Consider the following 22,903-nt stretch of genomic DNA (forward strand, 5'->3'; position numbering starts at 1 on the left):
CGCTCAGTCCTTCTTGTCACCCTTGCCCGGCGGAGACCGCGGCCGCTGGAGCGGGAAGTTCGGGAACACCTCTTCCTCGAACACCTTGCGCAGCTTCGGGAAGTTGAGCGCCCACTTTACTCCCAGCTTCCACGGCGTGAAGAGCACGCTCGGGACGCGAGGGAACAGGCCCGGCAGCCAGTCCGCGTACGCCTTCTTCATCGCGTCCACGTTGTAGTCCTCGCGAACGTCCACGCAGTACTGCGGGCCCGCGTTCTCCGGTACGTGGCCGTCGAGGATCTCCCCCAGCCCTGGCGGCAGGAACGTGGTGTGCAACGTCATGCCCACGTCGAAGTTCTTGCTTCCCAGCCGGCAGATGGGCCCCTTGCTCATGTTCTCCGAGTCGAAGATCCACACCTCGTCGCCCGTGGAGTCGGCAGGCAGGTCCGGCGTCGGGTCGGAGACCACCAGCGCCACCACGTAGCCCTTCCAGTACGGCACCTTCGGCAGCTTGATGCTGGGCACGAACTGCGGCGCGAAGCCGAACCAGCCCGTGGGCAACACGTAGCCGTCGAAGCGACCCGACTTGACGTAGAACTTGAAGAAGCTCGCGGCCCGGCCTTCCTGGATGGGCAGCCCCGCCTTGTCGCCGACGATGGGCTTGTAGAGCTGGTAGACGTACTCGGGGACCATGTCCGCCGCGAACCCATCCGAGTTGAAGTAGATGGCCAGCTCGTCATCCGGGATGACCCAGTTCGGCTCCGCTCCGTCGCTGTCGTCGGACGTGGGCGAGCGCCACTTCTGCCGCAGATAGAGCCGCAGGTTCGTCTCGAGCTCTCCGTTGACGAGTCCCGCGTTGGAGAAGACGGTGAGGCCCCAGGTGAAGTTGTCGTGCGAGTGCAGTCGCGACTCGATGCGCCGGTTGCGCATGTCGATGCGGTGCACCCCCAGCGAACTGCGCGTCACCGGCACCGCCGTGGGCATGCCCTCCTGGTAGGCCTGCGCCCGACGGCCATTGATGAGCAGGTCCCCCTCCTTGATGGTGTGGGACAGGTCCTCGGACGGCGAGTGTCCCGCGACCAGGGTGATGACGTCGTCCGGGTTCTCGTAGCGCGCCGCGAAGTGCAGGCCACCTCCGCCGGACTGGAAGCGATGCGCCGGAATCCGGGGCGGGTCGTCCCGCGACAGCGTGCCGGGTGAGGGCCGCAGGTCCGAGCGCTTCACCACCCAGAACACCGCCTGCGGGTACGCTCGCTCGGAGGTGAATCTATCCACGAGTCGCTGCACGCGCGTCATCCCCGGCAGCGCCGCCTGCACCGCGATGGTCCAGAAGTTGATGGGGAAGTTGCTGTCGAGCAACACGACGTAGTCGCGCGTGACGGCGATTTGATGGAGCGACTGCGCCACCACCGGATTGCCCGTCGCCGCGTCCATCAGCGCCCAGTGGTGCAGCCGGTTCTCCCACGTGTCCCAGCTCGACAGGTGCGTCCAGCCTTCACCGAGCGGCCACTTGGGGGCGTGGTTGGTGAAGAAGAGGCGGGGCTTCTGCTGGGACTCGGTCTCCCGGGGAGAGATGGGCTGCGCCACTTCGGGCGCGAAGGCGGGGTGAGCGGTGCTCTGGAGCAGCGGGAAGGCCCAGGGCGTGGGGATGGCGGGCTTCCACTCGCGCAGATAACCGAGCGGCGTGTACGCCTTGAGCGTCATCGGGTGGATGGCCCACGGGCGCCCCGCGTCCGTGGTCACCAGCAACATGTTCTCGCCCTCCACCAGGAACGGCGCCGTGTTGGGGGCCTCCTGCGCGCCCAGCGCGATGCTCACGTCGGAGAGCGTCGTCTCACGGAACTCGTTGAGGTAGCGGGTGATGGGGCCGCGAGAGGTCCGCCCCGCGTTCACCGGTTCCCGCGCGTAGTACGACGGCGTCTCCATGATGGCGGAGCTGAAGGTCGCATCGGCGCCGTCGAAGTCGAGCCGCAGCACCAGCCCATCCGAGGCCAGCGCGGGTGATCCCGCATGGACGCTGGGGCCCGCGACGAAGACATGTCCATGCAGATCCGGCGGCAGCTTGCCGGCGAGCACCTTCAGCGGCTCCTTGGAATACGGCGTCCTATCAGACGTCATCGCGTTGCGCGGCATGCCCGGGCGCAGGCCCGGATGCACGACGAGGCCGGGGTAGGTGGTTCCGTCCGGCAGGTGCGGCGGCGCGGGAGCGGGCTCGTCGTCGCTGGCGGAATGGGGAAGGGGAGAAAGAAGGGGATTGATCGCTTCGTGCATGGACGCCTCCACGGGTAGGGAGGTGCGAGTCGTGACAGGGGAACGGGGCCGGCACCCTATCACGCGCGGCGTTTCCACTCGCATGAGGTGGCCCGTCCGCTTGGGTAGGGAGGGACCGCGACGGAGTACCGGGTGTGGACCCCATGTGCCATCATCGCGCCGCTCGGGGCCACCAAACATGAACCAACAAGACATGTCTCAGCCACGAATCATCGGCGGGCGATACGTCCTGGAGCGAGTGCTCGGGGGCGGTGGGATGGGCACGGTCTGGGTGGCGAGAGATCCCAAGCTCCAGCGGCTCGTCGCCCTCAAGCTCATGGCCAGCCACTGTGCGCCCACCGAGCACGCGCTCCGCCAGTTCGAGTGGGAAGCGCAGGCCATCGCCCGCTTCCAGAGTCCCCACGTCATCCAGGTCCACGACTGCGACCTCTCCGGCGAAGCGCCCTACATCGTCATGGAGCTGCTGGAGGGGGAAGACCTGGAAGCGCTGCTCAACCGGCGGGGAAGGCTGTCGCTCGCCATGGTGGAGCGCATGCTCACCCAGGCCGCGCGCGCGCTCACCGCCGCGCACGCCGCGGGCGTCATCCACCGCGACCTCAAGCCCGCGAACCTCTTCCTGTCCCGCAGCACGGCGGGAGAGGTGGTGAAGGTGCTCGACTTCGGGCTCGCGCTGCTGACGCAAGGCGGCGCGGCGCAGCCGCACCCGGACGAGGAGATGGCGGGCACGCCGCGCTACATGAGCCCCGAGCAGCTGCGGGGCATGTCGCCCCGGTTGGACCACCGCTGTGACTTGTGGGCGCTGGCCGTGGTGGCCTACCGCGCGCTCACCGGCCAGCATCCGTTTCCCCTGGAGTCCCTGCGTCAGCTCCGGCTGGGCAACGTGCCTCCGCCCCCCGTGCCGCCGTCCACGCTGGTGCCCGGGCTGGGCACGGAAGTCGACGCCTTCTTCGCGCGGGCGCTCGACGTGGAGCCCTCGCGCCGCTTCCAATCCGCGCACGAGCTGTCCTCGGACTTCATCGCGCGGGTGGAGGCCGGGCGCCCGTCACGGCCGGCGAAGATTCTCGTGGTGGACGACGAGCCGGATGTCGCGGTGCTGATGGAGCAGAGCTTCCGCAAGCAGATCCGCCGCTCGGTGTACCAGTTCCTCTTCGCCTCGGACGGAGAGGAGGCGCTGGAGGAGCTGCGCCAGCATCCCGACACCGAAGTGGTGCTCTGCGACATCAACATGCCGCGCATGGACGGGCTCACCTTCCTGTCCCGCGTGGGTGAGGTGAGCTCGCTGACGCGCGTGGTCATCGTCTCCGCGTACGGCGACATGAGCAACCTGCGCACGGCGATGAACCGCGGCGCCTTCGACTTCATCACCAAGCCCATCGACTTCCCGGACATGGAAGCGACGGTCATCAAGACGCTCAAGCACGTGCGCGAGCTGCGCCGCACGGTGCGCTACACGGAGGAGAACGGCCTGCTCCGCATGTTCGTCCCCGGCGGCGTGCTGGAGCGCATTCCTCCCATGCTGCAGGGCACCGAGGACATGGCGGGCGAGTGGGTGGAGGGCACCGTCGTCTTCATCGACGTGGACGGCTTCACGCCCGTGCTCAGCCAGCAGGCGCCCCCGGAGTCGCTGCGGCGCCTCAACGCCAACTTCGAGGCCATTGTCCCGGAGATCCTCGCGCGCGGCGGCACGGTGGACAAGTTCGTCGGGGACGCGGTGATGGCCGTGTTCCGGGGCCCGGGGCACGTGGACCAGGCGATGGAGGCGTGCCTGTCCATCCGCCGCCAACTGGAGCTGCTGGCCACGCGTGGCGGCGCCCATGCGCCCTATGCGCACGGCGTCTGCATCGGCCTGGACTCGGGGGACCTGGTCGCTGGGAGCATCGGCGCCAAGGCGTCGGGGCGGCTCGACTACACGGTGCTGGGCGAGGTGGTGAACACGGCGGCGAAGCTCGCGGGCCTGGCGCGGCGGGGGCAGGTGCTCCTCAGCGACAGGACGCGCGAGCGGGCCCGGGAGCCCTTCGTCTACGCGCCGCTGGGAGAGCAGGTGCTGCACGGCGCCACGACGTCGCTCACCGTCTACGAGCTGCTGCGCGGCGAGGCGCCCCCGGACGTGACGCCCGAGGACTCCACGCCGTTCATGGTGTCGGAGAAGCGCGAGGACACCCGCGAGGCGGGACTGGTGGCGCTGCCGTCCCGGTAGGGGAGGGGACGGCGGGGCGCTTCAGCTCTGCGTCACTCGCACGGTGGTGTTCATCTCCCGGCCGGTGGCCGGGTCCCTGGCGCGCATGGTGAGGATGCCTTCGATATTCACGTCGAAGGTGATCTCCACCTGCACCCCGCCGGCGCGAGCCTGCTGGATGCCGGAGAAGGTGAACTCGCCGAGCATGTCGTTGCGCACCACCACGTCGTGGTCGCCCTGGAAGATGCGCATGGCCAGCTCGGTCTGGTTGTCCATGCTGGTGGTGGCGAGCAACTGCTTGGCGTTGGGGATGGGCGCGTTGCGCGGGAAGACGACGTGGAAGGCGCCGCCGGCCTTCTCCAGGCCGATGGCCATGGGAATCACGTCCAGCAGTTGGATGCGCAGGTTGGTGTCGTCCTGGAGCGAGTGCGCGTAGAGCGCCGCGCCGATGGCCACGGCCTCGTCCGGGTGCACGCCCTTGCTGGGCGGCTTGCCGAAGAACTTCGTCAACCGGTCCTGGACGACGGGCATGCGCGTCTGCCCGCCCACCAACATCACTTCGTCGATGTCCCGGGTCGACAGCCCCGAGTCCACCAGCACGCGCGCCACCATCTGCAGCGTGCGGTCCACGAGGTGGTTGGTGAGCTGCTCCAACATCTTCCGGGTGAACTTCATCTCGATGTTCAGGGGCTGGCCCTGGGACGTCATCGTGATGAAGGGGATGTTGAAGGGCACCTCGTCGCGCGCGGACAAATCAATCTTGGTGCGCTCGGCCAGGTCCTTGATGCGCTGCATCGCCACCGGGTCCGTGGCCAGGTCGATGCCCGTCTTGGCCGCGAAGTCCTTGAGGACGTGGTGGATGATGGCGTTGTCGAAGTCGATGCCGCCCAGGAAGACGTCGCCGCCGGTGGCCTTCACCTCGAAGACGCGGTCCCGAATCTCGATGATGGAGACGTCGAAGGTGCCGCCGCCCAAATCGTAGATGACGACCTTCTGCTTCAGGCCCTTGCCCACGCCGTACGCGAGCGCCGCCGCGGTGGGCTCGTTGATGATGCGCACGACGTCCAGGTCGATGAGCTTGCCGGCGTCCTTCACCGACTGGCGCTGCCGGTCGTTGAAGTACGCGGGGACCGTGACGACCGCCCGTTTGATGGGCGTCTTCAGGTAGTTGGAGGCGACCTCTCGAATCTTCCCGAGAATCTTCGCGCTGACTTCCTGGAGGGTGAACTCCTTCTTGCCCACGTCCAGCGTGACTTCGTTCTTCTTGCCGGGGCGCAGGTTGTACGCCACGACCTTCTTCATCGTCTCCACGACGTCACTGCCGAACGTCCGCCCCACCAGGCGCTTGGCACCGTAGACGGTGTTGCGCGGGTTGAGCTGCCACTGGCGCTTGGCCTCGTAGCCGATGAGCTCGTTCCCCTTGTCGTCAATCGCGAAGATGGAGGGGATGGTGTACTCGCCGCCCTTGTAGGGGATGAGCTTCACGTTCCCGCTCTCCTCGACGATCGCCGCGCACGAGTTCGTCGTGCCGAGGTCGATGCCGATGATGGGCTCCTTGTGCATCGTGTTTGGACTCCGGGTGGGCACCGAAGGGAAGGTTTGGACCGTATCTCACCCCCGGGCCTCACGCGAGTATGCTTATACCCCGTAGGCCCGCTACCTCCGGGCAGGCTCCTGGCAAAACCCTGGAACCCCGCACGATGTCGAGCGAAAAGTCCAACCCGGCCACTCTCTTCCCTGGTGAGCGGGCAGCGGCGCGAGCGCGTGGGCTGGATGACATGCCGTCAAAGGGCCCTGGACTTCCAGCAGGCCGGGCGGAAAGGTCCTGGGAGGGCCACCGGCGGCAGCGGCGCACCGGGGGCGTTACGAGCGAGAACTGACCCGTACGAGGAGAGCCACCGTGGACGCGAAGGGTTATCTGCAGGAAGTGGGCACGCAGGTGAACGCCGACTTCGTCAAGAACCGTTCGATCCTGTCCTTCGAGGAGTACCTGTCGCTCTTCATCAACGATCCGCGCGCCCAGGCGCGGAACGCGGCGCAGTACCTCCGGGACGTGATGGACCATTTCGGCACGCAGCAGGTGCCGCACCCGACGGGGACGATTCGCCGCTTCAAGGTCTTCGACGCGGAGGGCAGTGACCGGGACGGCCGGGTGGCGGGGCAGGAGGAGGTGCAGAACGCCATCTACCGGGTGCTCGGCAACTTCGTGCGCGCCGGCCGCATCAACAAGCTCATCTTCCTGCACGGCCCCAACGGCAGCGCCAAGTCCACGCTCGTCAACGCGCTCAAGTCCGGCATGGAGACGTACTCCTGGCTGCCGCAGGGCGCGCTCTACCGCATCGCCTGGGTGTTCCCCTCGGAGAAGCTCATCAAGGGCTCCATCGGCTTCGGCGAGCGCACGGACGGCAACGGGGAGCTGACGACCTTCGCGCACCTGGAGGCGGAGAACATCGACCTGCGGATGCCGTGCGAGCTGAGAGATCATCCGATGTTCGCCATGCCTCCGGGCGAGCGGCGCAAGGTGCTGGAGGCGGCCCTGAAGAAGAAGGGGCTGGGCACCGGGGACGGGGAGTCGGGGGACTTCATCCTGTCCGACTACGTGCGGGACGGGGAGCTGTGCTCCAAGTGCCGCCGCATCTACACGGCGCTGCTCAACTCGTACAACGGCGACTGGCTGAAGGTGATGCGCCACGTCCAGGTGGAGCGCTTCTACGTGTCGCGCCGCTACCAGGTGGCCACGGTGACGGTGGAGCCGCAGATGAGCGTGGACGCCGTCGTCCAGCAGATCACCGCGGACCGCACCCAGCTCAACGTGCCCGCGCCGCTGCACAGCACCGTCCTCTTCGAGCCGCACGGGCCACTGGTGCACGCCAACCGCGGCCTCATCGAGTACTCGGATCTGCTCAAGCGCCCGCTCGAGGCGTTCAAGTACTTGCTGGGCTTCAGCGAGACGAGCGAGGTGCCACTGGAGCCGTTCGTCCTCCAGTTGGACGAGGTGCTCATTGCCTCATCGAACGAGAAGCACCTGGGCGCCTTCAAGGAGCTGCCGGACTTCGCGTCGTTCAAGGGGAGAATCGAGCTGGTGCGCGTGCCCTACCTGCGCCGCTACCGCACCGAGCAGCAGATCTACGACACCCAGGTGTCCCCGACGACGGTGGGCAAGCACGTGGCGCCGCACGCGACGGCGCTGGCCGCGATGTGGGCGGTGCTCACTCGACTGAAGAAGCCCATTCCGGACCGCTACCCCAGCGACGTGAAGGAACTCATCGACCACGTCACGCCGGTGGAGAAGCTGCACCTGTACGAGGAGGGCGCGCCGCCGGACCGGCTCAGCCTGGCCAACACCAAGGAGCTGCGCAAGCTGCGCGAGGAGCTCTTCACGGAGTCGGACTCGTACCCCAACTACGAGGGGCGCGTGGGCGCGAGCGCGCGCGAAATCAAGACGGCGCTGTTCAACGCCGCGCAGAACCCCGACTACAAGTGCCTCAACGGACTGGCGGTGCTCGAGGAGCTGGAGTCCATCTGCAAGGACAAGAGCGTCTACGAGTTCCTGCTCCAGGAAGTCGTCGACGGCTACCACGACCATGAGGAGTTCGTGCGCGTCGTCGAGGCGGAGTACCTGGACCGCGTGGACACCGAGGTGCGCGAGTCCATGGGCCTGGTCTCCGAGGGCCAGTACCGCGAGCTGGTGGAGCGCTACATCCAGGGCGTCAGCCACTGGGTGCGCGGCGAGAAGATGCGCAATCGAATCACGGGCGAGATGGAGAAGCCCGACGAGCAGCGCATGCAGGAGGTGGAGGCCATCGTGATGCCGCGCGGAGAAGAGGTCTCCGAGTTCCGCCGCGGCCTCATCTCCTCCATTGGCGCGCACCGGCTGGACAACCCGGACCTGGCGATGGACTACCCGCGCATCTTCCCGGACATGTTCAAGCGCCTGCGAGACCACTACTTCGAGGAGCGCAAGCGGGTGCTGCGCAAGAACAAGGAGAACGTCCTCAAGTACCTCTCCGAGGACCGCAACCAGCTGTCGTCGCGCGAGCAGACGCAGGTGCAAAGCACGCTGAAGGCGATGGCGGAGCGCTACGGCTACTGCGAGTACTGCGCGAAGGACGCCATCCTGTTCCTGATGAAGAAGCGCTACGCGTGAAGCGCGGGCGAGCAGGCGACCGGCCCCTGTAGGGCGCCTGCTTTCCAATGGGGACGGGGCGTGGGGAAGATGGACGTCGCAAGCGAGTTCGCAGTCTCAGCGCCGTCCTTCTTCCTGGAGAGTCGATGACCCGCTTCCTCCTGGGCGCCCCCGTCGCCCTGCTCGCCCTCGCGTCGTGTGCCGGCGCGTCTGTGCCCCCCGCCAGCGCTCCCGCGCCACGGGCGCCGCCGGAGGTGGTGCGGGTGTCCACGCCGGAGCCCGCGAGGCCGACGCGCAAGGAGATGGTGCGCCGCATCCTCCCGCACAACGTGCGCCTGCAAATCACCGAGGCGGACAAGGTGCGGCGCACGGCCTCCGGCGTGGTGGTGGGCTCCGAGCGGAGCGCTGACGGAGTAGTGGCCTGGGTCATCACCAATGCGCACGCGGTGGTGATGGATGACTTGAAGTCCCCCACGCTGAACGTGCTGGTGGACCAGCGCGCGGACGTGGAGACGCACGTGGGCCAGGTGGTGGCCACCGGCCAGGTGCCGGACCTGGACCTGGCGCTCGTGAAGGTGCCGGGGCTTGCGCTGCCCGCGGTGGAGCTGGCGGACGAGGCGGAGCTGGAGCTGGGAGAGGACGTCGTCGTGGCGGCGTCGCCCTATGGCCGCGCGTTGTCGTTGTCCGGCGGCATGCTGTCCCAGGTGGAGTGGGACCGGGAGTCCCGGCGTCCGAGGATGGTGAAGACGGACGCGCCCATCGGCTATGGCGCGTCGGGCGGCGGCATCTTCAGCCTGGAGACGGGGCGGCTGCTGGCCATCGTGGAGGGCTACCGCACGGCGCAGGTGGACTTCGCGGTGCGTGAGGAGAGCTACAGCTTCGACGTGCCCATGCCCGGCGAGACGTTCGCCGCGCCCAGCACCAAGGTGCGACAGTTCCTGCATGCCAAGGGCTTCGGGCGCCTGCTGGAGCGCAGTCTGCCTGGTGAGGGAGGCGTCGCTCACGCCGCCGGGCGCTGAGCCGCCTTTTTGTCGACAGCCGTCCGCCGCGCGCTACATCTGCCCGGGCCAGGAGGCGAGCGGATGTCGGGACGTGTTTCGTGGGACCAGTACTTCATGGATATCGCCAAGCAGGTGGCGACGCGGGCCACGTGTGATCGCAAGCACGTGGGAGCGGTCATCGTCCGTGGAAGAACCATCCTGTCCACCGGCTACAACGGCTCCATCCGAGGCCTGGCACACTGCGACGACGTGGGCCACATGATGGAGAACGGACACTGCGTGGCGACGGTGCACGCGGAGGCGAACGCCATCATCCAGTCCGCCACCAACGGCGTGGCGATTGACGGGGCGACCATCTACACCACGGCCAGCCCCTGCTGGCCCTGCTTCAAGCTGATCGCCAACGCGGGCCTCGTGCGCATCGTCTTCGGCGAGTTCTATCGGGATCCGCGCATCTTCGAAGTGGCCTCCCAGCTCAAGCTGGAGCTGGTGGGCCTGGGCGAGGGCGCGCGTCCTCCCGCGACCTCGGCCTGAAGAGGCTGCCTGCGAGCACCTCGGAAAACGTCACCTGCGCAACACTCTGGAGTCATCGCAAGTAGGCGACTCCACTCGGGAATTTGCCGTGTCCGGCAAGAATTACCGACCCAGGGTTGACGTTGTGCAACAGGCTCCCTAACTCTTGCCGGCGGTGGGGTGGCGGCGGGAGAGGGAGACGAAAAACCCGAGGAGTTTCCGTTGGTTAGCTCGACGGCTGTGTCCAGTAGCGTGGTGCGTGTCCAGGAAGCGACGGATCCCGTGGTGGGCGCTGCCCGCTATGGCGCCGTGCAGACGCTGATGGACAGCCTGCTGCACGACGTCCGCAACCCACTCAATGCGATGGCCATCCACCTGGAGGTGCTGTCGGAGAAGCTGAAGGCGGAGACCGGCCAGGTGCCGCCGTCGCAGGAGAAGAACCTCAAGGCGCTGCGCGACCAGATTCAACGCGTGGATGGAATCTTGAGGCAGTTCTCCGACTTCATCGTTACTCGGGGTGGCACGGCGGGCGAGGTCGACCTGTCGGACGCGACGACGCGGGCGCTGGGCGTGGTGGCGCACGAGGGTCGCAAGCGACGGGCCACGGTGCAGGTGGCCGTGGAGGCGGGCGTGCTGGTGCGCCTGGCGGACACTTCCGAGCTGGGCTTCTTCGTCATCCAGGCGTTGCTGCGGGGCTTCCGGCGGGCGGAAGGCGGGGGCTCGGTGCGCGTGACGGTGCGCGCGGAGGGCTCCGTGGCGGTGCTGGAGGTGGAGGACACCGGGGGCGACAGCTCACCGGAACATGCTGACGCGGTGGCGGCCCTGGGGCTGCGCTGTTCGCAGTTGGGCGTGGACCTGCACGTCCGTGGTGGTTCCTGCCGACTCATCTTCCCTCGCGCTTGAGGGCTGTACCGGGCGCCAGGCTTCTCCTTCAGAGTCATCCCCCATTCGCGTCACGACGCAGTACCGGAGGTCTTCATCTTGGGTAGCGCACGAATCCTGGCCGTGGACGACGAACGCGACACGTGCGAGGCGCTGGCGGAGATGCTCAGCTCCTGGGGCCACAAGGTCGAGACGGCCTTCGACGGGCACGACGCCCTGCGCAAGGCTGGCGAGTTCCGACCGGACGTCGTCCTGTCGGACCTCGCGATGCCGGAGACCGACGGCCTGTGGCTGCTGCGCAACCTGAAGGAGGAGCTGCCGGACTGTCCGGTGGTGTTCCTCACGGGCCGCGGCACCATCGACGCGGCGGTGGAGGCCATTCGCGAGGGTGCGTATGACTTCATCGTCAAGCCGCTCGACACCGCGCGCCTGAAGGTCTGCATCGACCGCGCGCTGGAGAAGAAGGAGACGATGCGCGAGGTGCAGACGCTGCGCCGTCGCCTCAAGCAGCTGGGCTCCTCCGACCTCATCGCCCAGTCGGCGGGCATGCGCAAGGTCATCGAGCTGGTGGAGAAGGTGGCCCCGTCCAAGGCCAGCGTGTCCATCAGCGGCGAGTCCGGAACGGGCAAGGAAGTGGTGGCCCGCGCCGTCCACAACCTGTCCCTGCGCCGCGACAAGCCCTTCATCGCCATCAACTGCGCGTCCATCCCCGCCACGCTGATCGAATCGGAGATCTTCGGCCACGAGCGCGGCGCCTTCACCGGCGCGGATCAGCGCCGTCCGGGCGTGTTCGAGCTGGCCCACGGCGGCACGCTGTTCCTGGACGAATTGGGAGAGATTCCCGTCGACCTGCAGGCCAAGCTGCTCCGCGTGCTGGAGGAGAGCCGCCTGCGCCGGCTGGGTGGCAAGGTGGAGCTCGAGGTGGACGTGCGCGTGTTGTGCGCCACCAACCGCGACTTGAAGCAGGAGATCAAGAACGGGCGGTTCCGCGAGGACCTCTACTTCCGCCTCAACGTGTTCCAGATCCACCTGCCGCCCCTGCGCGAGCGGCGCGAGGACGTGCCCATCCTGGTCCAGCACTTCGTGGACAAGTTCCGCGGGGACTCGGCCAAGCGCGTGTCCGGGGTGCACCCGGAGGCGATGGAGGTGCTCAAGAACTACGAGTGGCCGGGCAACATCCGCGAGCTGCGCAACGCGGTGGAGCGCGCGGTGATCCTCTGCGACGGGGAGCTGATCACCCGCGAGCACCTGCCGCCGGACATGGCGGGCAAGGGCCCGGAGCGACACACGTTCCGTCTGCCTTTTGGCCTGAGCCTGGACGCGGTGGAGCGCGAATACATCCTGGGAAGCCTCCAGCGCAATGGCAACAACAAGGCGCGCACGGCGGAGGTGCTCGGGGTGAGCGAAAAGACGCTCTACAACAAGCTCAATCGCTATGCGGCGGAGGCGCGCACCCAGCAAGGCGGGCCCTCGCGCGACAACGGGCCCATGGGCGGACAGGGAAACGATGGCCCGCTGAGCGCCCACAACCTGGTCGCCCGCTGACCTGACGGGTAGGAAATCCCCTCCGGATTCCGCGCTGTTGGAGCGGCTCGGAGGGGGCGTCAAGAAGGCCTCGCCAGGAGGTGCCGAGAGGGGCCGACCCTCCGCGAAACCCCGCGTCAATTCTTGACTTTTGACCTCTGGACAAGGGATTCTGTGGTCGACTCCCACCCACAGGGATGGCCCGGCCGTACAGGTCGACGCACCGGGCAGACTCCGACGCCTTCTTCACGGCAAATCAGGAGTGTGCATCAGAGTGCCGCCGGGGGGGCACAAGGAAGGCCACAACGCAATGAGCGACGCGCGAGTTCTTCACTTCTTCGGCGGCAAGGGCGGCGTCGGCAAGACGACGCTCGCGGCGGCGTACGCGTTGCGGTTGTCGGAGGAGGTCCCGAAGGAACGGGTGTTGCTCGTTTCGCTGGATCCGGTGCGCTCCCTGTCGGATCTGCTGAAGAAGAAGCTCACCGCGAAGCCCTCGAAGCTGGTGGCGGGCAAGGGTGAGGGTGGTGTCTGGGCCCTGGAGCTGGAGCCGGCCGCGCTGCTCAAGCCGTTCCTGGCGGACTACCTGCCCGCGCTGAAGAAGGCCGCTGGCAAGGGCACCCACTTCTCCGAGGAGGAGCTGGGCTCGCTGTATCAGCAGGCCGTCCCCGGGCTGGAGGAGCTGGTGGGGCTCTTCCACGTGGTGTCGCTGCTGGAAGGTGAGGATTTCGACCGGGTGGTCGTGGACTGCTCGCCCACGAGCCACACGCTGCGCCTGTTCGACCTGCCGGTGGGGCTGCGCAAGTTCCTGGGCCTGGTGAAGGCGGGCGGAGACAAGCCGGCGGCGTCCACGGGCAAGGGCAAGAAGGCCGAAGCCGCCGCGGCGGAGCCGACCTACCTGGAAGCGCTGGGGCAGAAGGCGGAGAAGCTGCTGGGGCTGCTGAAGGACCCCGTGCGCACCGCGTTCCACCTGGTGGCGCTGGCCGAGCCGGTCCCCGAGGCGCAGACGCGAATGCTCTTCACCCAGCTGCGCGAGCGCGGGCTGCCGGTGACGGAGATCGTCGTCAACCAGGTGGAGGACCGCGAGGGTTGCCCCGCGTGTCAGGGCCGCCGGGGGCTGCAGGCGCCGCACGTGCGCAAGTTCCAGGCGCTGGACAAGGTCGTGCCGGTCCACCTGCTGGGCCGCCGTGAAGTGGCGCCGCGCGGGCTGGACGGCGTGGGCCTGCTGGCCAAGGCGTGGGCGGGTGGCAAGGAGACGAAGGCGCTGGAGTTCGCCGCCGCGGAGGGCCCTCCGGCCCTGGTGCGCGCGCCGTCCATGCCGCCCATCGCCGCGCCGCCGCTGCCGCCCACCCGGCTCATCTTCTTCGTGGGGCAGGGCGGAGTGGGCAAGAGCTCCTGCGCCGCCGCCGCCGCCGTGACGCTGACGGAGAAGGAGGGGCCGGTGCTCCTCATCTCCACGGATCCGGCGCACTCGCTGTCGGACGTGCTCCAGAGCCGGCTGACGGACACCGAGACGCAGGTGAAGGGCACCAAGGGCCTGTACGCGCGCGAGCTGGACATGGCGGGTTGGTTCAACGCCCTGCGCAAACGGCTCAAGGAGAAGGCGGAGAAGGCCTTCGAGGGCGCGCCCAAGGCGGGCAGTGAAGTGCCCGCGGATCTGCTCTACCTGCGCAACCTCCTGGAGTGCGCGCCCCCGGGCATCGACGAGCTGGCGGCGATGAGCGTGCTCACCGACGCGCTGGTGCAGGAGCGCTTCAAGCGCATCGTCGTGGACTCGTCGCCGGTGGTGAGCTCCGTGCGCGTCGTCGAGCTGGCGGAGACGGCGAAGACGTGGCTGGGCGCGCTGCACACCGTGCTCAACAAGCACCGGGCCAAGGGCCTGGGCGAGCTGGCGGACGACATCGCGGGGATGATCAAGCACGCGAAGCGCTTCGAGGAGGCGCTGGCGTCTCCCACCGAGGCGCGCTTCGTCGTCGTCACGCGCGGCGAGGAACTGGCCGCGTCCCGCACCGAGCGCGTGGTGGAGTACCTGAAGGAGCGGAAGCTCCCGGTGGAGCGCATCCTCGTCAACCGCGTGGGCCCCAAGTCCACCTGCGAGAAGTGCGAGAACCGCCGCAAGCTGGAGCTCAACGCGGCGAAGGCCATCGAGAAGAAGCTGGGCCTGCCCGTCACCATGGCGCCGGCGCTCGGTCGTCACCCGGCCGGGCTGCGCGAGCTGAAGGCGTTCCGGACGGCGTGGTACGCGCTGTCTCCGCCGGCCGCGAAGATCAAGGCGGCTTGAAGCAGCGAGGTGGGGGCCCCGCCATGGTGCTGGTGGCCTCCCACCCGTAAAACGCCCGCCGAGGCCCGTTCCCGTCCGCCCCCGCTGGCACCTTGGCCCTCTCGCATGGGCGGGCCAATCACTCATCTCCAGGTGTTGGTGTAGGCGTGCGAGGCCCGTCATCCCGAGTGATGGCTGGTCAGCACTCGGGCGCGTGACGTCTCAGGCGTCGCACTCCGAGGGCGCATCGGTGAACGTTCCGAGCTTGGGGAAGGTGAGCGCTCCCGCCTCCGTCAGCGTTCCCGTGACGGGGGCCTCTCCTTTCAGGCGCAGCTCCACCTGTCGGCCTTTCACCGTGTACGTGCCTCCCAGCTCGATTCGCTGGGCCTGGCCGTTCACGTCCACGGCGCGCGTCTTGAGGACGGCCTTGCCTCGGGTATTGAAGCGCAGCGCCTGGGTGCTCCCGTAGACGCCGACGCCCGGGCCGAACCAGGAGACGTCGCGCAGCAGGAAGGGCACGTCCGCCTCGCGCTCCGGGACGCGCCCCAGCAGCCGTTGCCAGCCCAGCGTGTCGCGGATGCCGTCGAAATCCGTGTCCTGGCGGGCGCGGACGAGCCGCCGCGCGTCCAGCCGCACCGCCTGGGAGAGGTGCTCGACGATGACGTCCCGGTGGGCGCCGTACTCGCACACCTGGCCCTTCTTGCGCAGGACGCCCAGCGTGGCGGCGGCGTTGTAGCGGGGCAGGGCGTAGGCCGGGTCCTCCTTGGCGGACGCCTGGAACTTCTCCAGGGCCTCCGGGTAGCGCCCGGCCTGGTACAGGCGGAAGCCCTCGGTGTTGAGGGCCTTGGCGGAAGGAGGGGGCGCCTGGGGGGCCGGAGAGGTGTTCAGCGCCAGGACGAGCAGCGGCAGGGCAAGAAACATGGCGCTCCGAATGGGACGGAAGGTGTCCGACAGCGTGACACGGTGCGGTGCGTAACCGCTTGCGCGTTGAAAGGTGCCTTACCCTGGTGCTAGTTCCGCGCCATGGCAACCGGCATCAGTTACGCGCTCGACTTCGAGCGCCCGCTCATCGAGTTGGAAAAGAAGATCGATGAGCTCAAGGCGTTGTCCACGGGTGGCTCCGCGGACTTCACCTCGGAGATTTCCAAGCTCGAGAAGAAGGCGAAGAAGCTCCAGACGGAGATCTTCAGTGACTTGACGCGGTGGCAGGTGGTGCAGATGTCCCGCCACCCCTTGCGCCCCTACTTCCTGGACTACATCCGCATCCTGTTCACTGACTTCGTGGAGCTGTGCGGAGACCGGCACTTCGGCGAGGACCCGTCGATTGTCGGAGGCTTCGCCCGCTTCGATGGCAAGCCGGTGATGGTGATAGGGCACCAGAAGGGCCGCAACACCAAGGAGAACATGGCGCGCAACTTCGGGATGCCGCGCCCGGAGGGCTACCGCAAGGCCCGCCGTCTCATGGAGCTGGCGGAGCGCTTCGAGAAGCCCATCCTCACCTTCGTGGACACGCCGGGCGCCTATCCGGGCATCGGCGCCGAGGAGCGCGGACAGGCGGAGGCCATCGCCGTCAACCTGGAGGTGATGAGCGGGCTGCGCGTGCCCATCATCTCCACGGTGGTGGGTGAGGGCGGCTCGGGCGGCGCGCTCGCCATTGGCGTGGGCAACCGGGTGCTGATGCTCCAGAACAGCGTCTATTCCGTCATCTCGCCGGAGGGCTGCGCCTCCATCCTCTTCCGCGACGCCACCAAGGCGGACAAGGCGGCGGATGCGATGAAGCTCACCGCGCCCGACTTGCTCCAGATGAAGATTGTCGACGAGGTGGTGCCCGAGCCCGCCGGTGGCGCGCATCGAGACCCCGCGAAGGCGGCCGAGGCGCTGGGCAAGGTGCTGCGCAAGCACCTGAGCCAGCTCGCCGAGCTGTCGCCCGACGGCCTGGTCAAGGACCGGTACGCGAAGTTCCGCGCGCTCGGCGTGTTCTCCGGTCGCTGAGGCACGACTCCAAGGCCCCCACCACCATGCGACCTCTCGTTCCTTCCCATGTCGAGACGCTCAAGCCGTACGTGCCGGGCAAGCCCATCGAGGAGACCGAGCGCGAGTTCGGCCTGACGGGTGTCATCAAGCTCGCCTCCAACGAGAACCCGCTGGGGCCCTCCCCGCGCGCGCTGGAGGCCATGCGGCTGGCGGCAACCCAGGTGCATCTGTATCCGGATGCCACGTCATTCCATCTGGTGCGCCGGCTGGCCGCGTCCCTGGGCGTGCAGCCGCAAGAGGTGGTGCTGGGCAGCGGCTCCAACGAGCTGATTGAACTGCTCATCCGCACCTTCACCACGCCGGAGGACGAAATCCTCCTGTGCAAGAACTCCTTCTCCGCGTACCGCATCTCCGCGCAGGCCCACGGGCGGCCCTTCGTGGAGGTGCCCATGCGCGAGGGCTTCCAGTACGACTTGGAAGCCATGGCGCGCGCGGTGACGTCGCGCACGCGGCTCATCTTCCTGGCCAACCCGGACAACCCCACGGGCACCGCGTTCGGCCGGAAGGAGCTGGAGACGTTCCTGGCGGCGGTGCCTCCCGAGGTGCTGATTGCCTACGACGAGGCCTACTTCGAGTTCGTCGACTGGCCCGACTATGTCAGCGGCGTGGAGCTCTTCCGGCGCTATCCGAACGTCGTGGCGCTGCGCACCTTCAGCAAGATTCACGGGCTGGCGGGCATTCGCCTGGGCTACGGCGTGATGGACGCGAAGCTCGCCATGTACCTGCAGCGCACGCGCATGCCGTTCAACCTGACGGTGGTGGCGCAGGCGGCGGGCCTGGCGGCGCTGGAGGACACCGAGCACGTGAAGCGCACGCGGGAGAACAACCGCGCGGGCCTGCGCTACTTCGAGGCGGAGCTGCCGAAGCTGGGCATCTCCCTCACGAAGAGCCACGCGAACTTCGTGTTCGCGGACTTCCGCCGCTCCTCCACCGAGCTGTACGAATTGCTCCTGCGCAAGGGCGTCATCGTCCGGCCCTTCGCGGGCGGGGGCTTCCCCACCTGTCTGCGCATCTCCGTGGGGACGGCGTCGGAGAACGAGCGGTGCGTGAACGCACTGAGAGAGGTGCTCGCGTGAGCGCACGTTGCTTCATCGTCGCCATCGACGGGCCCGCGGGTGCCGGCAAGTCCACGGTGTCCAAGCTGCTGGCGCGTCGGCTCGGTTTCTCCCTCGTGGACACCGGCGCCATCTACCGCTGCGTGGCGCTGATGGCGACGCAGGAGCGCATCCCCTACGACGACGACGCGCGCCTGGGCGAGCTGCTGGAGCGCGTGCGCATCCACTTCCAGGTGGTGGGCGAGGAGAACCGCGTCTTCCTCGGCGGAAAGGACGTGTCGGGGGATATTCGCTCGCCCGAGATTTCCATGGCCGCGTCACAGGTATCCGGACGTCCCGTGGTGCGCGCGGGCCTGCTCCAGCTCCAGCGGCGCCTGGCCCTGGAGTCGAGCAAGGGCTCCATCCTGGAGGGCCGCGACATCGGCACGGTGGTGTTTCCGGACGCCGACGCGAAGTTCTTCCTGGAGGCCAACCCCGAGGTGCGCGCCCGGCGCCGCTTCGAGGAGCTGTTCCAGAAGGGCGTGGAGAGCAGCCTCGACGACGTGCTCGCGGACCAGACGAAGCGCGACAAGGATGACTCCGCGCGCGCGGTGGCCCCGCTGAAGGCGGCGGAGGATGCCATCCGCGTGGACTCCAGCAGCCTGCCGCTGTCGGAGGTGGTCCACTCCATGGAGTCGGAGATTCTCCGCCGCATGGCGGCGCGCGGGTAGGGCGCCCAGGCGCTTGACCCGCTGAGAGCCCGTCAGAAGGTGACGCCCTCCTTCGAGGGGGCGGGCACCACCAGCGACAGTCGGGGCTGCGCGCCCTGGGCGTCGTAGAAGGCGTGGTAGAGGAACAGGTCCGCCACCACCTGCTTGACGTAGCCGCGCGTCTCCCGGAAGGGGATGGACTCCACGAAGAGGTCCAGCGGCAGGTCTCCTCGCTCCTGGGCCCACTTCGCCGCGGCGCTCGGTCCCGCGTTGTAGGCGGCGGCGGCGAGCACCGGATGAGAGAAGCGCTCCATCAACCGCGACAGGTACCAGGCGCCGTAGCGGATGTTCCGGTCCGGCGAGAAGAGGTCCGCGGGCGCGGGGTCCGGCTCCGCGAGCTTCCGGGCAATCTCCGTGGCCGTCTTGGGGATGATCTGCATCAGCCCTCGCGCGTCCGCCGCGCTCATGACCTCCGGCTTGAATGCGCTCTCCCGCCGCATGATGGCCCACACGAGGAACGGGTCCACCTTGTGTGCCGTCGCCGCCTGCTCCACCGCGTTCGAAAAGGCCCGAGGATAGAAGGCCGCGAGCGCATCCGGCTCGCGTGAGCCGAAGGCCCGGCCCCACAGGTGGCGCGCGGCCACCGTGTGTGCGTGGCCGAACTCGCCCAGGCTCATCAGCGCGTGCGCGAAGGGCAGGGCCTGGTCCGCGGAGCGCAGGCGCGCCACGTGGGACTCCACCTCTTCCGCCGCGTCGCGGAACAGCCCCGCGCGCGTCAGCTCCACCGCCAGCCCCAGCTCGGGCGGCCGGGGCAGCTCCAGTGACAAGGGGGGACGAGGGAAGCTGGCCGGGGCGACGCGGCCCAGCTCCTTGAGCCGCTCCGAGGCCAGCAGCGCGTAGAACGACGCCGGCGCCAGGGTGATGAGGCGCTCGTACTCCGGGCCGACCTCCGCCGCGCCCGCGCCGCCCAGCTCGCGGCTGCGCGCCATCCAATATCGCGCCTGAGGGGCGAGGCTGCTCTTGGGGAAGGTGGACACCAGCGACTCCAGCGACGCGCGCGCCTGCGCGTAGTCCGCCAGTCGCAGGTACGCGAGCGAGCGGAACCACAGGCCTTCGTCCCGCCGCCGCGAGCGCGCGTAACGCTCCCCATGCGCGGTGAATGCCTTCGCGGCCTCGGCGAAGCGGCCCGCCTGCAAGTCGAGCCAGCCCGCGAAGAAGGCGCCTTCCTCACCCGCCGACTGCGACGCGTACTTCTTGTCCAGCGCCGCCATCAACATGCGGGCCTTCTCGTTGTCGTCCGCGCGCAGGGCCCGCCGCGCCACGAGCAGCTCCGCGTCGGACGCGACACTCGCGGGCCCCTTCTGGGCGAGGACGAGCGCCTGGTTCGCCTCCTCCGCGCGGCCCAGCGCGAACAGCGCCTTGGCTCGCAGCAGGGACACCTTCGCCGCCTGGTCCTTCGAGAGCTTCTCGCCCTCCAGCGTCGCCAACTCCTCCAGGGCCCGCTGCGACGCGCCGCCGCCGAGGAATCCCTCCGTGCGCTGAGTGCGCTCCGCGAAGCCCAGCCGCACCGCGGGACGGCGGACCTCGGTGAGCCACTTCACCGCCTCGTCGCCGTACGGATGCGTGGGAAAGCGCAGCGCCACCGTCATGAGGTCCGCCTGCTGCCCGGCGCGATTGCCCGACTCGCCTCGCGCCTGGGCCCGCTGGAAGAGCAGCTCTGGGACGGGCATGGCCTTCACCGCCGCCTCCAGCACGACCGCCGCCTGCTTCGCCTTGCCGGCCTTCAGGAGCGACTCACCCAGCCGCGCCCGGGCTCGCGTGACGAGGTCCAGGGGGGCCCCAGGGGCCTCCAGCACGCGGGAGAAGTCCAGGGCGGCCCCGGCCGCGTCCCCCGCGTAGAAGCGCGCCTGACCCAGGTAGAAGGCGCGGTAGGGCTCCAGCAGGGCGGGAGCGGGGCCGGCCGCCAGCATGTCGCGCGCCTCGGCCGCCCTCCCGTCGGACAGGGCCAATGTGCCCGCCAGCAGGCCGAGCCTCCCCGCATCCGGACACTTCGTTTGCACACACGTGGCCCACTCGCGCTCGGCCAGCGAGGTCGCCTCGGTCTGATGAAGTCGCACGGCCTCCAGGGTTGTCGGGGATTGTCCCAGGGACACCCCCAGCGCCCACCCCGTGACTGTCACCAGCCAGCTCATGTGTTCTTCCTTTCACCACGCGGCTTTGCGGCCTGCCAACGAGACGGCCGCGGCAATCATTCCCCTCTCACGCCAGGGGGGTGGTTTGACAGCGGGGCCGACAAGTCCTAAATCCGCGCGCCATCGGGCCAGTCCAAAAAACTGTTCTTGACCCGTTGCATTCGCTGAAAGCGTTCAGGCGATTACGTGCTCTTGGGTCATTGCAGCCGGCCCATTGCGTCACCCGGGGTGCATCACTACTTTGCGCGGCCGTTACACGCTACCCCGGTCCGTCGTCGTCCAGGCGGGACCTGTCGTCCGGTAACACTGCTCGTTCACAGCGCTCGGGGGGGAAACAGCACAGAGGGAGGGCTCCATGAAGCCGTGTCCAGCCGATCTGCCGCAAACCATCAATCCCGAGGCCGGGCCGAAGCGTGCCGGCGTCGAGACGCATCGCAATCTGAATTGCCACCAGTATGACAACTGCCTGGACGAAGCCGTCCGGCGTGGGTGGCAGTCCTTCACATGCATGAAGTGCCCGATGTATCAGCACGCCGCGCCGCCGCAGATGGGCCTCGAGGCTTACGCCACCCAGCGCCGTCCCGTCTGATTCACAGTCGCTTCACCGTGTGAGGGGAGGCCCCGTTCTAGAGAGGGGCGCCCCACACGGGCAGCACCCGCCGCCTCCCTACTGGACGGCGGCGTAGATGACGGCGACCCAGTACTGCTTCGCGCCGAATCGCTTCGAGTCTCCCCGCACAACGCCCACGCCCACCCGGTTGTTGGTGGCCTCGGTGACGCTGCGGGACTCGGGAAGCGAGGCCGGGTCCCCCACCACGAAGAAATCCACCGAGGCCGTTCCCGCATCCGGGAGCACCTGGAACACGCGCTCGTGCAGAGGCGCCTCGCCGGGCTGGGCCGCGGGCTGGTCCAGCTCCAGCGCATGCTTCGCGTGCGCCAGCGCCAGCGACTCCAGCACCTGACTGCGGGCCAGGGGCGGCAGCTTCTTCGCGGAGCGCCACCGGGCCAGGGCGTCATAGGCCTCTTGCTGGGGATTCTGCGAGTCCTCCGTGGCGGGCGACGAGGCGGTGAAGACCTCCGTCACCGTGGCCTCCGAGCGACCGCCCGCCACCTTGCGCAGCACCACGCCCACGCCCATGAAGCGGAACCCCGGGTCCAGCAGGTTGCGACGGTGGCCTGGGCTGTGCTCGATGCCGAAGTGCGCGGCGAGCGGCCCCGCGGCCTGCCCCAGGTTCTCTCCGGCGCGGCCGTAGCGCGAGCCTGGCGGCAGGCGACGGGTCAGCGTGCTTCCGTCCGGCGCGATGTGCGCGAAGAAACCCTCCGTCGTCATGCGGGTGCTGTAGCCCTGGGCCACGCGCTCCAGCACCGGGTCCGGCATCAGCTCCACCAGCCCGTGCGCCCGGCGCAGGGCGTTGATGCGCTCGTGCAGGGCGGCGCGCGACTCCTCCACCGTGGTGGGCTCCACGTTGCTCTCGCGCTCACCGCGTCGGCGCACTTCGCCAATCTGCGTGAGGAAGAGGGACGTGACTTCCGGCCCCGCGTCGCCCCGGGCGACCACCTCCACCGTGTAGGTGCCGGGCTGGAGGAAGTCCAGGCGGGTGCAGAAGTCGGAGCCCTCCGTGCCGCGCCGGGTGAGGGGGACGATGCTCACCTCGCCGTCCGGCCGCGTGACGTAGATCTCCGGAGCCTGGAGCGGGGGCGTGAGCCTTCCGCAGAGCGTCTGCACCGCGCGCTCGCCGGGCATGACGCGGGGAAACGGTTTCAGCTCCGCCTTGCGGTCCGTGAGCAGCGTCACCAACGCGGCGCGCTTGTCCACCAGGGCCACGCCCACGCCGAAGTGGGAGGCCCGCTCCGTGTTGAGGTCGGTCCGGGCCTTCAGCGACTCGAGTGCATGCGAGTGGGCCCATGCGCGGATGACGAGCGCTCGGGGGGCGGGATCCGCCGCGCCCGCGTCGCTGATGACCTCCGTGAGCGTGAAGAGGTCCGGCGCTCCGGTGAAGGCCCCGCTGAGTGCGTCGAGGGCCAGCCTCCGCGCGGCCACGCTCAGCGCGGGGTCCTCGGCGGGCGCGCGACGTCCCACGCGCTCGAACTCCCGCACGACGTGTTGGGCGGCCTGCCTCTCCATCGACTCGGAGGGCGTGAGCGGGGCCTTGCGCTCCGGGGGCTGGGTTCGTGGATCCACCACCGAGCGGGCGGGCGTGGCG

Annotated in this window: 16 protein-coding genes; 11 read left to right on the forward strand and 5 right to left on the reverse strand. The window is 68.7% G+C overall.

Translation table 11 applies throughout. The annotated features are described in order from the left end of the window. Positions 1 to 3: 3 nt before the first annotated feature. On the reverse strand, positions 4 to 2,250 hold the full coding sequence (locus HUW62_RS17520) for a carotenoid oxygenase family protein (protein WP_163864693.1): 2,247 nt from the start codon (positions 2,248 to 2,250) through the stop codon (positions 4 to 6). 193 nt (positions 2,251 to 2,443) lie between these two features. On the opposite strand from HUW62_RS17520, the gene HUW62_RS17525 reads away from it, so the two are divergent. Next, positions 2,444 to 4,447 (forward strand): protein kinase, encoded by a 2,004-nt coding sequence (locus HUW62_RS17525; RefSeq protein ID WP_176435080.1) that lies wholly within the window; start codon positions 2,444 to 2,446, stop codon positions 4,445 to 4,447. A 21-nt stretch (positions 4,448 to 4,468) separates the two neighbouring features. On the opposite strand, the gene HUW62_RS17530 is transcribed toward HUW62_RS17525, so the two are convergent. Next, complete coding sequence (locus HUW62_RS17530; protein WP_163864695.1) at positions 4,469 to 5,989, reverse strand: Hsp70 family protein; 1,521 nt, start codon at positions 5,987 to 5,989, stop codon at positions 4,469 to 4,471. 337 nt (positions 5,990 to 6,326) lie between these two features. Between HUW62_RS17530 and HUW62_RS17535 the strand changes: the two genes are divergently transcribed. The 6 genes from HUW62_RS17535 to HUW62_RS17560 all read left to right on the forward strand — a co-directional run bounded on the left by HUW62_RS17535 (position 6,327) and on the right by HUW62_RS17560 (position 14,750). Then, on the forward strand, positions 6,327 to 8,573 hold the full coding sequence (locus tag HUW62_RS17535; protein ID WP_163864696.1) for a PrkA family serine protein kinase: 2,247 nt from the start codon (positions 6,327 to 6,329) through the stop codon (positions 8,571 to 8,573). Positions 8,574 to 8,698: 125 nt separating this feature from the next. Further along, positions 8,699 to 9,571 carry a serine protease gene (locus HUW62_RS17540; RefSeq protein WP_163864697.1) on the forward strand — a complete coding sequence of 291 codons (873 nt, stop codon included), beginning with the start codon at positions 8,699 to 8,701 and terminating at the stop codon, positions 9,569 to 9,571. A 63-nt stretch (positions 9,572 to 9,634) separates the two neighbouring features. Further along, on the forward strand, positions 9,635 to 10,087 hold the full coding sequence (locus HUW62_RS17545) for a cytidine/deoxycytidylate deaminase family protein (protein WP_176435081.1): 453 nt from the start codon (positions 9,635 to 9,637) through the stop codon (positions 10,085 to 10,087). A 261-nt stretch (positions 10,088 to 10,348) separates the two neighbouring features. After that, on the forward strand, positions 10,349 to 10,969 hold the full coding sequence (locus HUW62_RS17550; RefSeq protein ID WP_240356273.1) for a HAMP domain-containing sensor histidine kinase: 621 nt from the start codon (positions 10,349 to 10,351) through the stop codon (positions 10,967 to 10,969). Positions 10,970 to 11,047: 78 nt separating this feature from the next. Then, a complete protein-coding gene (locus HUW62_RS17555) occupies positions 11,048 to 12,493 on the forward strand; it encodes a sigma-54 dependent transcriptional regulator (RefSeq protein WP_163864700.1) in 1,446 nt (481 codons plus the stop codon). A 289-nt stretch (positions 12,494 to 12,782) separates the two neighbouring features. Next, on the forward strand, positions 12,783 to 14,750 hold the full coding sequence (locus HUW62_RS17560; protein ID WP_163864701.1) for an ArsA family ATPase: 1,968 nt from the start codon (positions 12,783 to 12,785) through the stop codon (positions 14,748 to 14,750). 201 nt (positions 14,751 to 14,951) lie between these two features. Here the strand turns inward: HUW62_RS17560 and HUW62_RS17565 are convergent, their stop codons facing one another. Further along, positions 14,952 to 15,650, reverse strand: a complete 699-nt coding sequence (locus HUW62_RS17565) for a hypothetical protein (RefSeq protein ID WP_176435083.1) — start codon at positions 15,648 to 15,650, stop codon at positions 14,952 to 14,954. Positions 15,651 to 15,752: 102 nt separating this feature from the next. Here HUW62_RS17565 and HUW62_RS17570 point away from each other — a divergent pair, with 102 nt between their 5' ends. Genes HUW62_RS17570 through cmk form a run of 3 tightly spaced genes read left to right on the forward strand, consistent with a single transcriptional unit; the run spans position 15,753 to position 18,528 of the window. Then, positions 15,753 to 16,721 carry an acetyl-CoA carboxylase carboxyltransferase subunit alpha gene (locus HUW62_RS17570; RefSeq protein ID WP_163864702.1) on the forward strand — a complete coding sequence of 323 codons (969 nt, stop codon included), beginning with the start codon at positions 15,753 to 15,755 and terminating at the stop codon, positions 16,719 to 16,721. Between the two features lie 26 nt (positions 16,722 to 16,747). Beyond that, positions 16,748 to 17,839, forward strand: a complete 1,092-nt coding sequence (hisC, locus tag HUW62_RS17575; protein ID WP_163864703.1) for a histidinol-phosphate transaminase — start codon at positions 16,748 to 16,750, stop codon at positions 17,837 to 17,839. Then, positions 17,836 to 18,528: a (d)CMP kinase gene (gene cmk / locus HUW62_RS17580; protein ID WP_163864704.1), complete on the forward strand. Its 693-nt coding sequence runs from the start codon at positions 17,836 to 17,838 to the stop codon at positions 18,526 to 18,528. Before hisC ends, cmk begins: the two co-directional genes overlap by 4 nt. 32 nt (positions 18,529 to 18,560) lie before the next feature. On the opposite strand, the gene HUW62_RS17585 is transcribed toward cmk, so the two are convergent. Beyond that, the gene (locus HUW62_RS17585) at positions 18,561 to 20,699 is read right to left on the reverse strand and encodes a transglycosylase SLT domain-containing protein (RefSeq protein ID WP_176435084.1); all 2,139 of its coding nucleotides are present in this window, start codon (positions 20,697 to 20,699) and stop codon (positions 18,561 to 18,563) included. Between the two features lie 355 nt (positions 20,700 to 21,054). Here HUW62_RS17585 and HUW62_RS17590 point away from each other — a divergent pair, with 355 nt between their 5' ends. Then, positions 21,055 to 21,288: a hypothetical protein gene (locus HUW62_RS17590; RefSeq protein WP_141648765.1), complete on the forward strand. Its 234-nt coding sequence runs from the start codon at positions 21,055 to 21,057 to the stop codon at positions 21,286 to 21,288. A 78-nt stretch (positions 21,289 to 21,366) separates the two neighbouring features. On the opposite strand, the gene HUW62_RS17595 is transcribed toward HUW62_RS17590, so the two are convergent. Next, on the reverse strand, positions 21,367 to 22,824 hold the full coding sequence (locus tag HUW62_RS17595; protein WP_176435085.1) for a CAP domain-containing protein: 1,458 nt from the start codon (positions 22,822 to 22,824) through the stop codon (positions 21,367 to 21,369). Positions 22,825 to 22,903: the final 79 nt, after the last annotated feature.

This window comes from Myxococcus sp. AM011 (assembly GCF_013372595.1).
Lineage (GTDB): Bacteria > Myxococcota > Myxococcia > Myxococcales > Myxococcaceae > Myxococcus > Myxococcus eversor.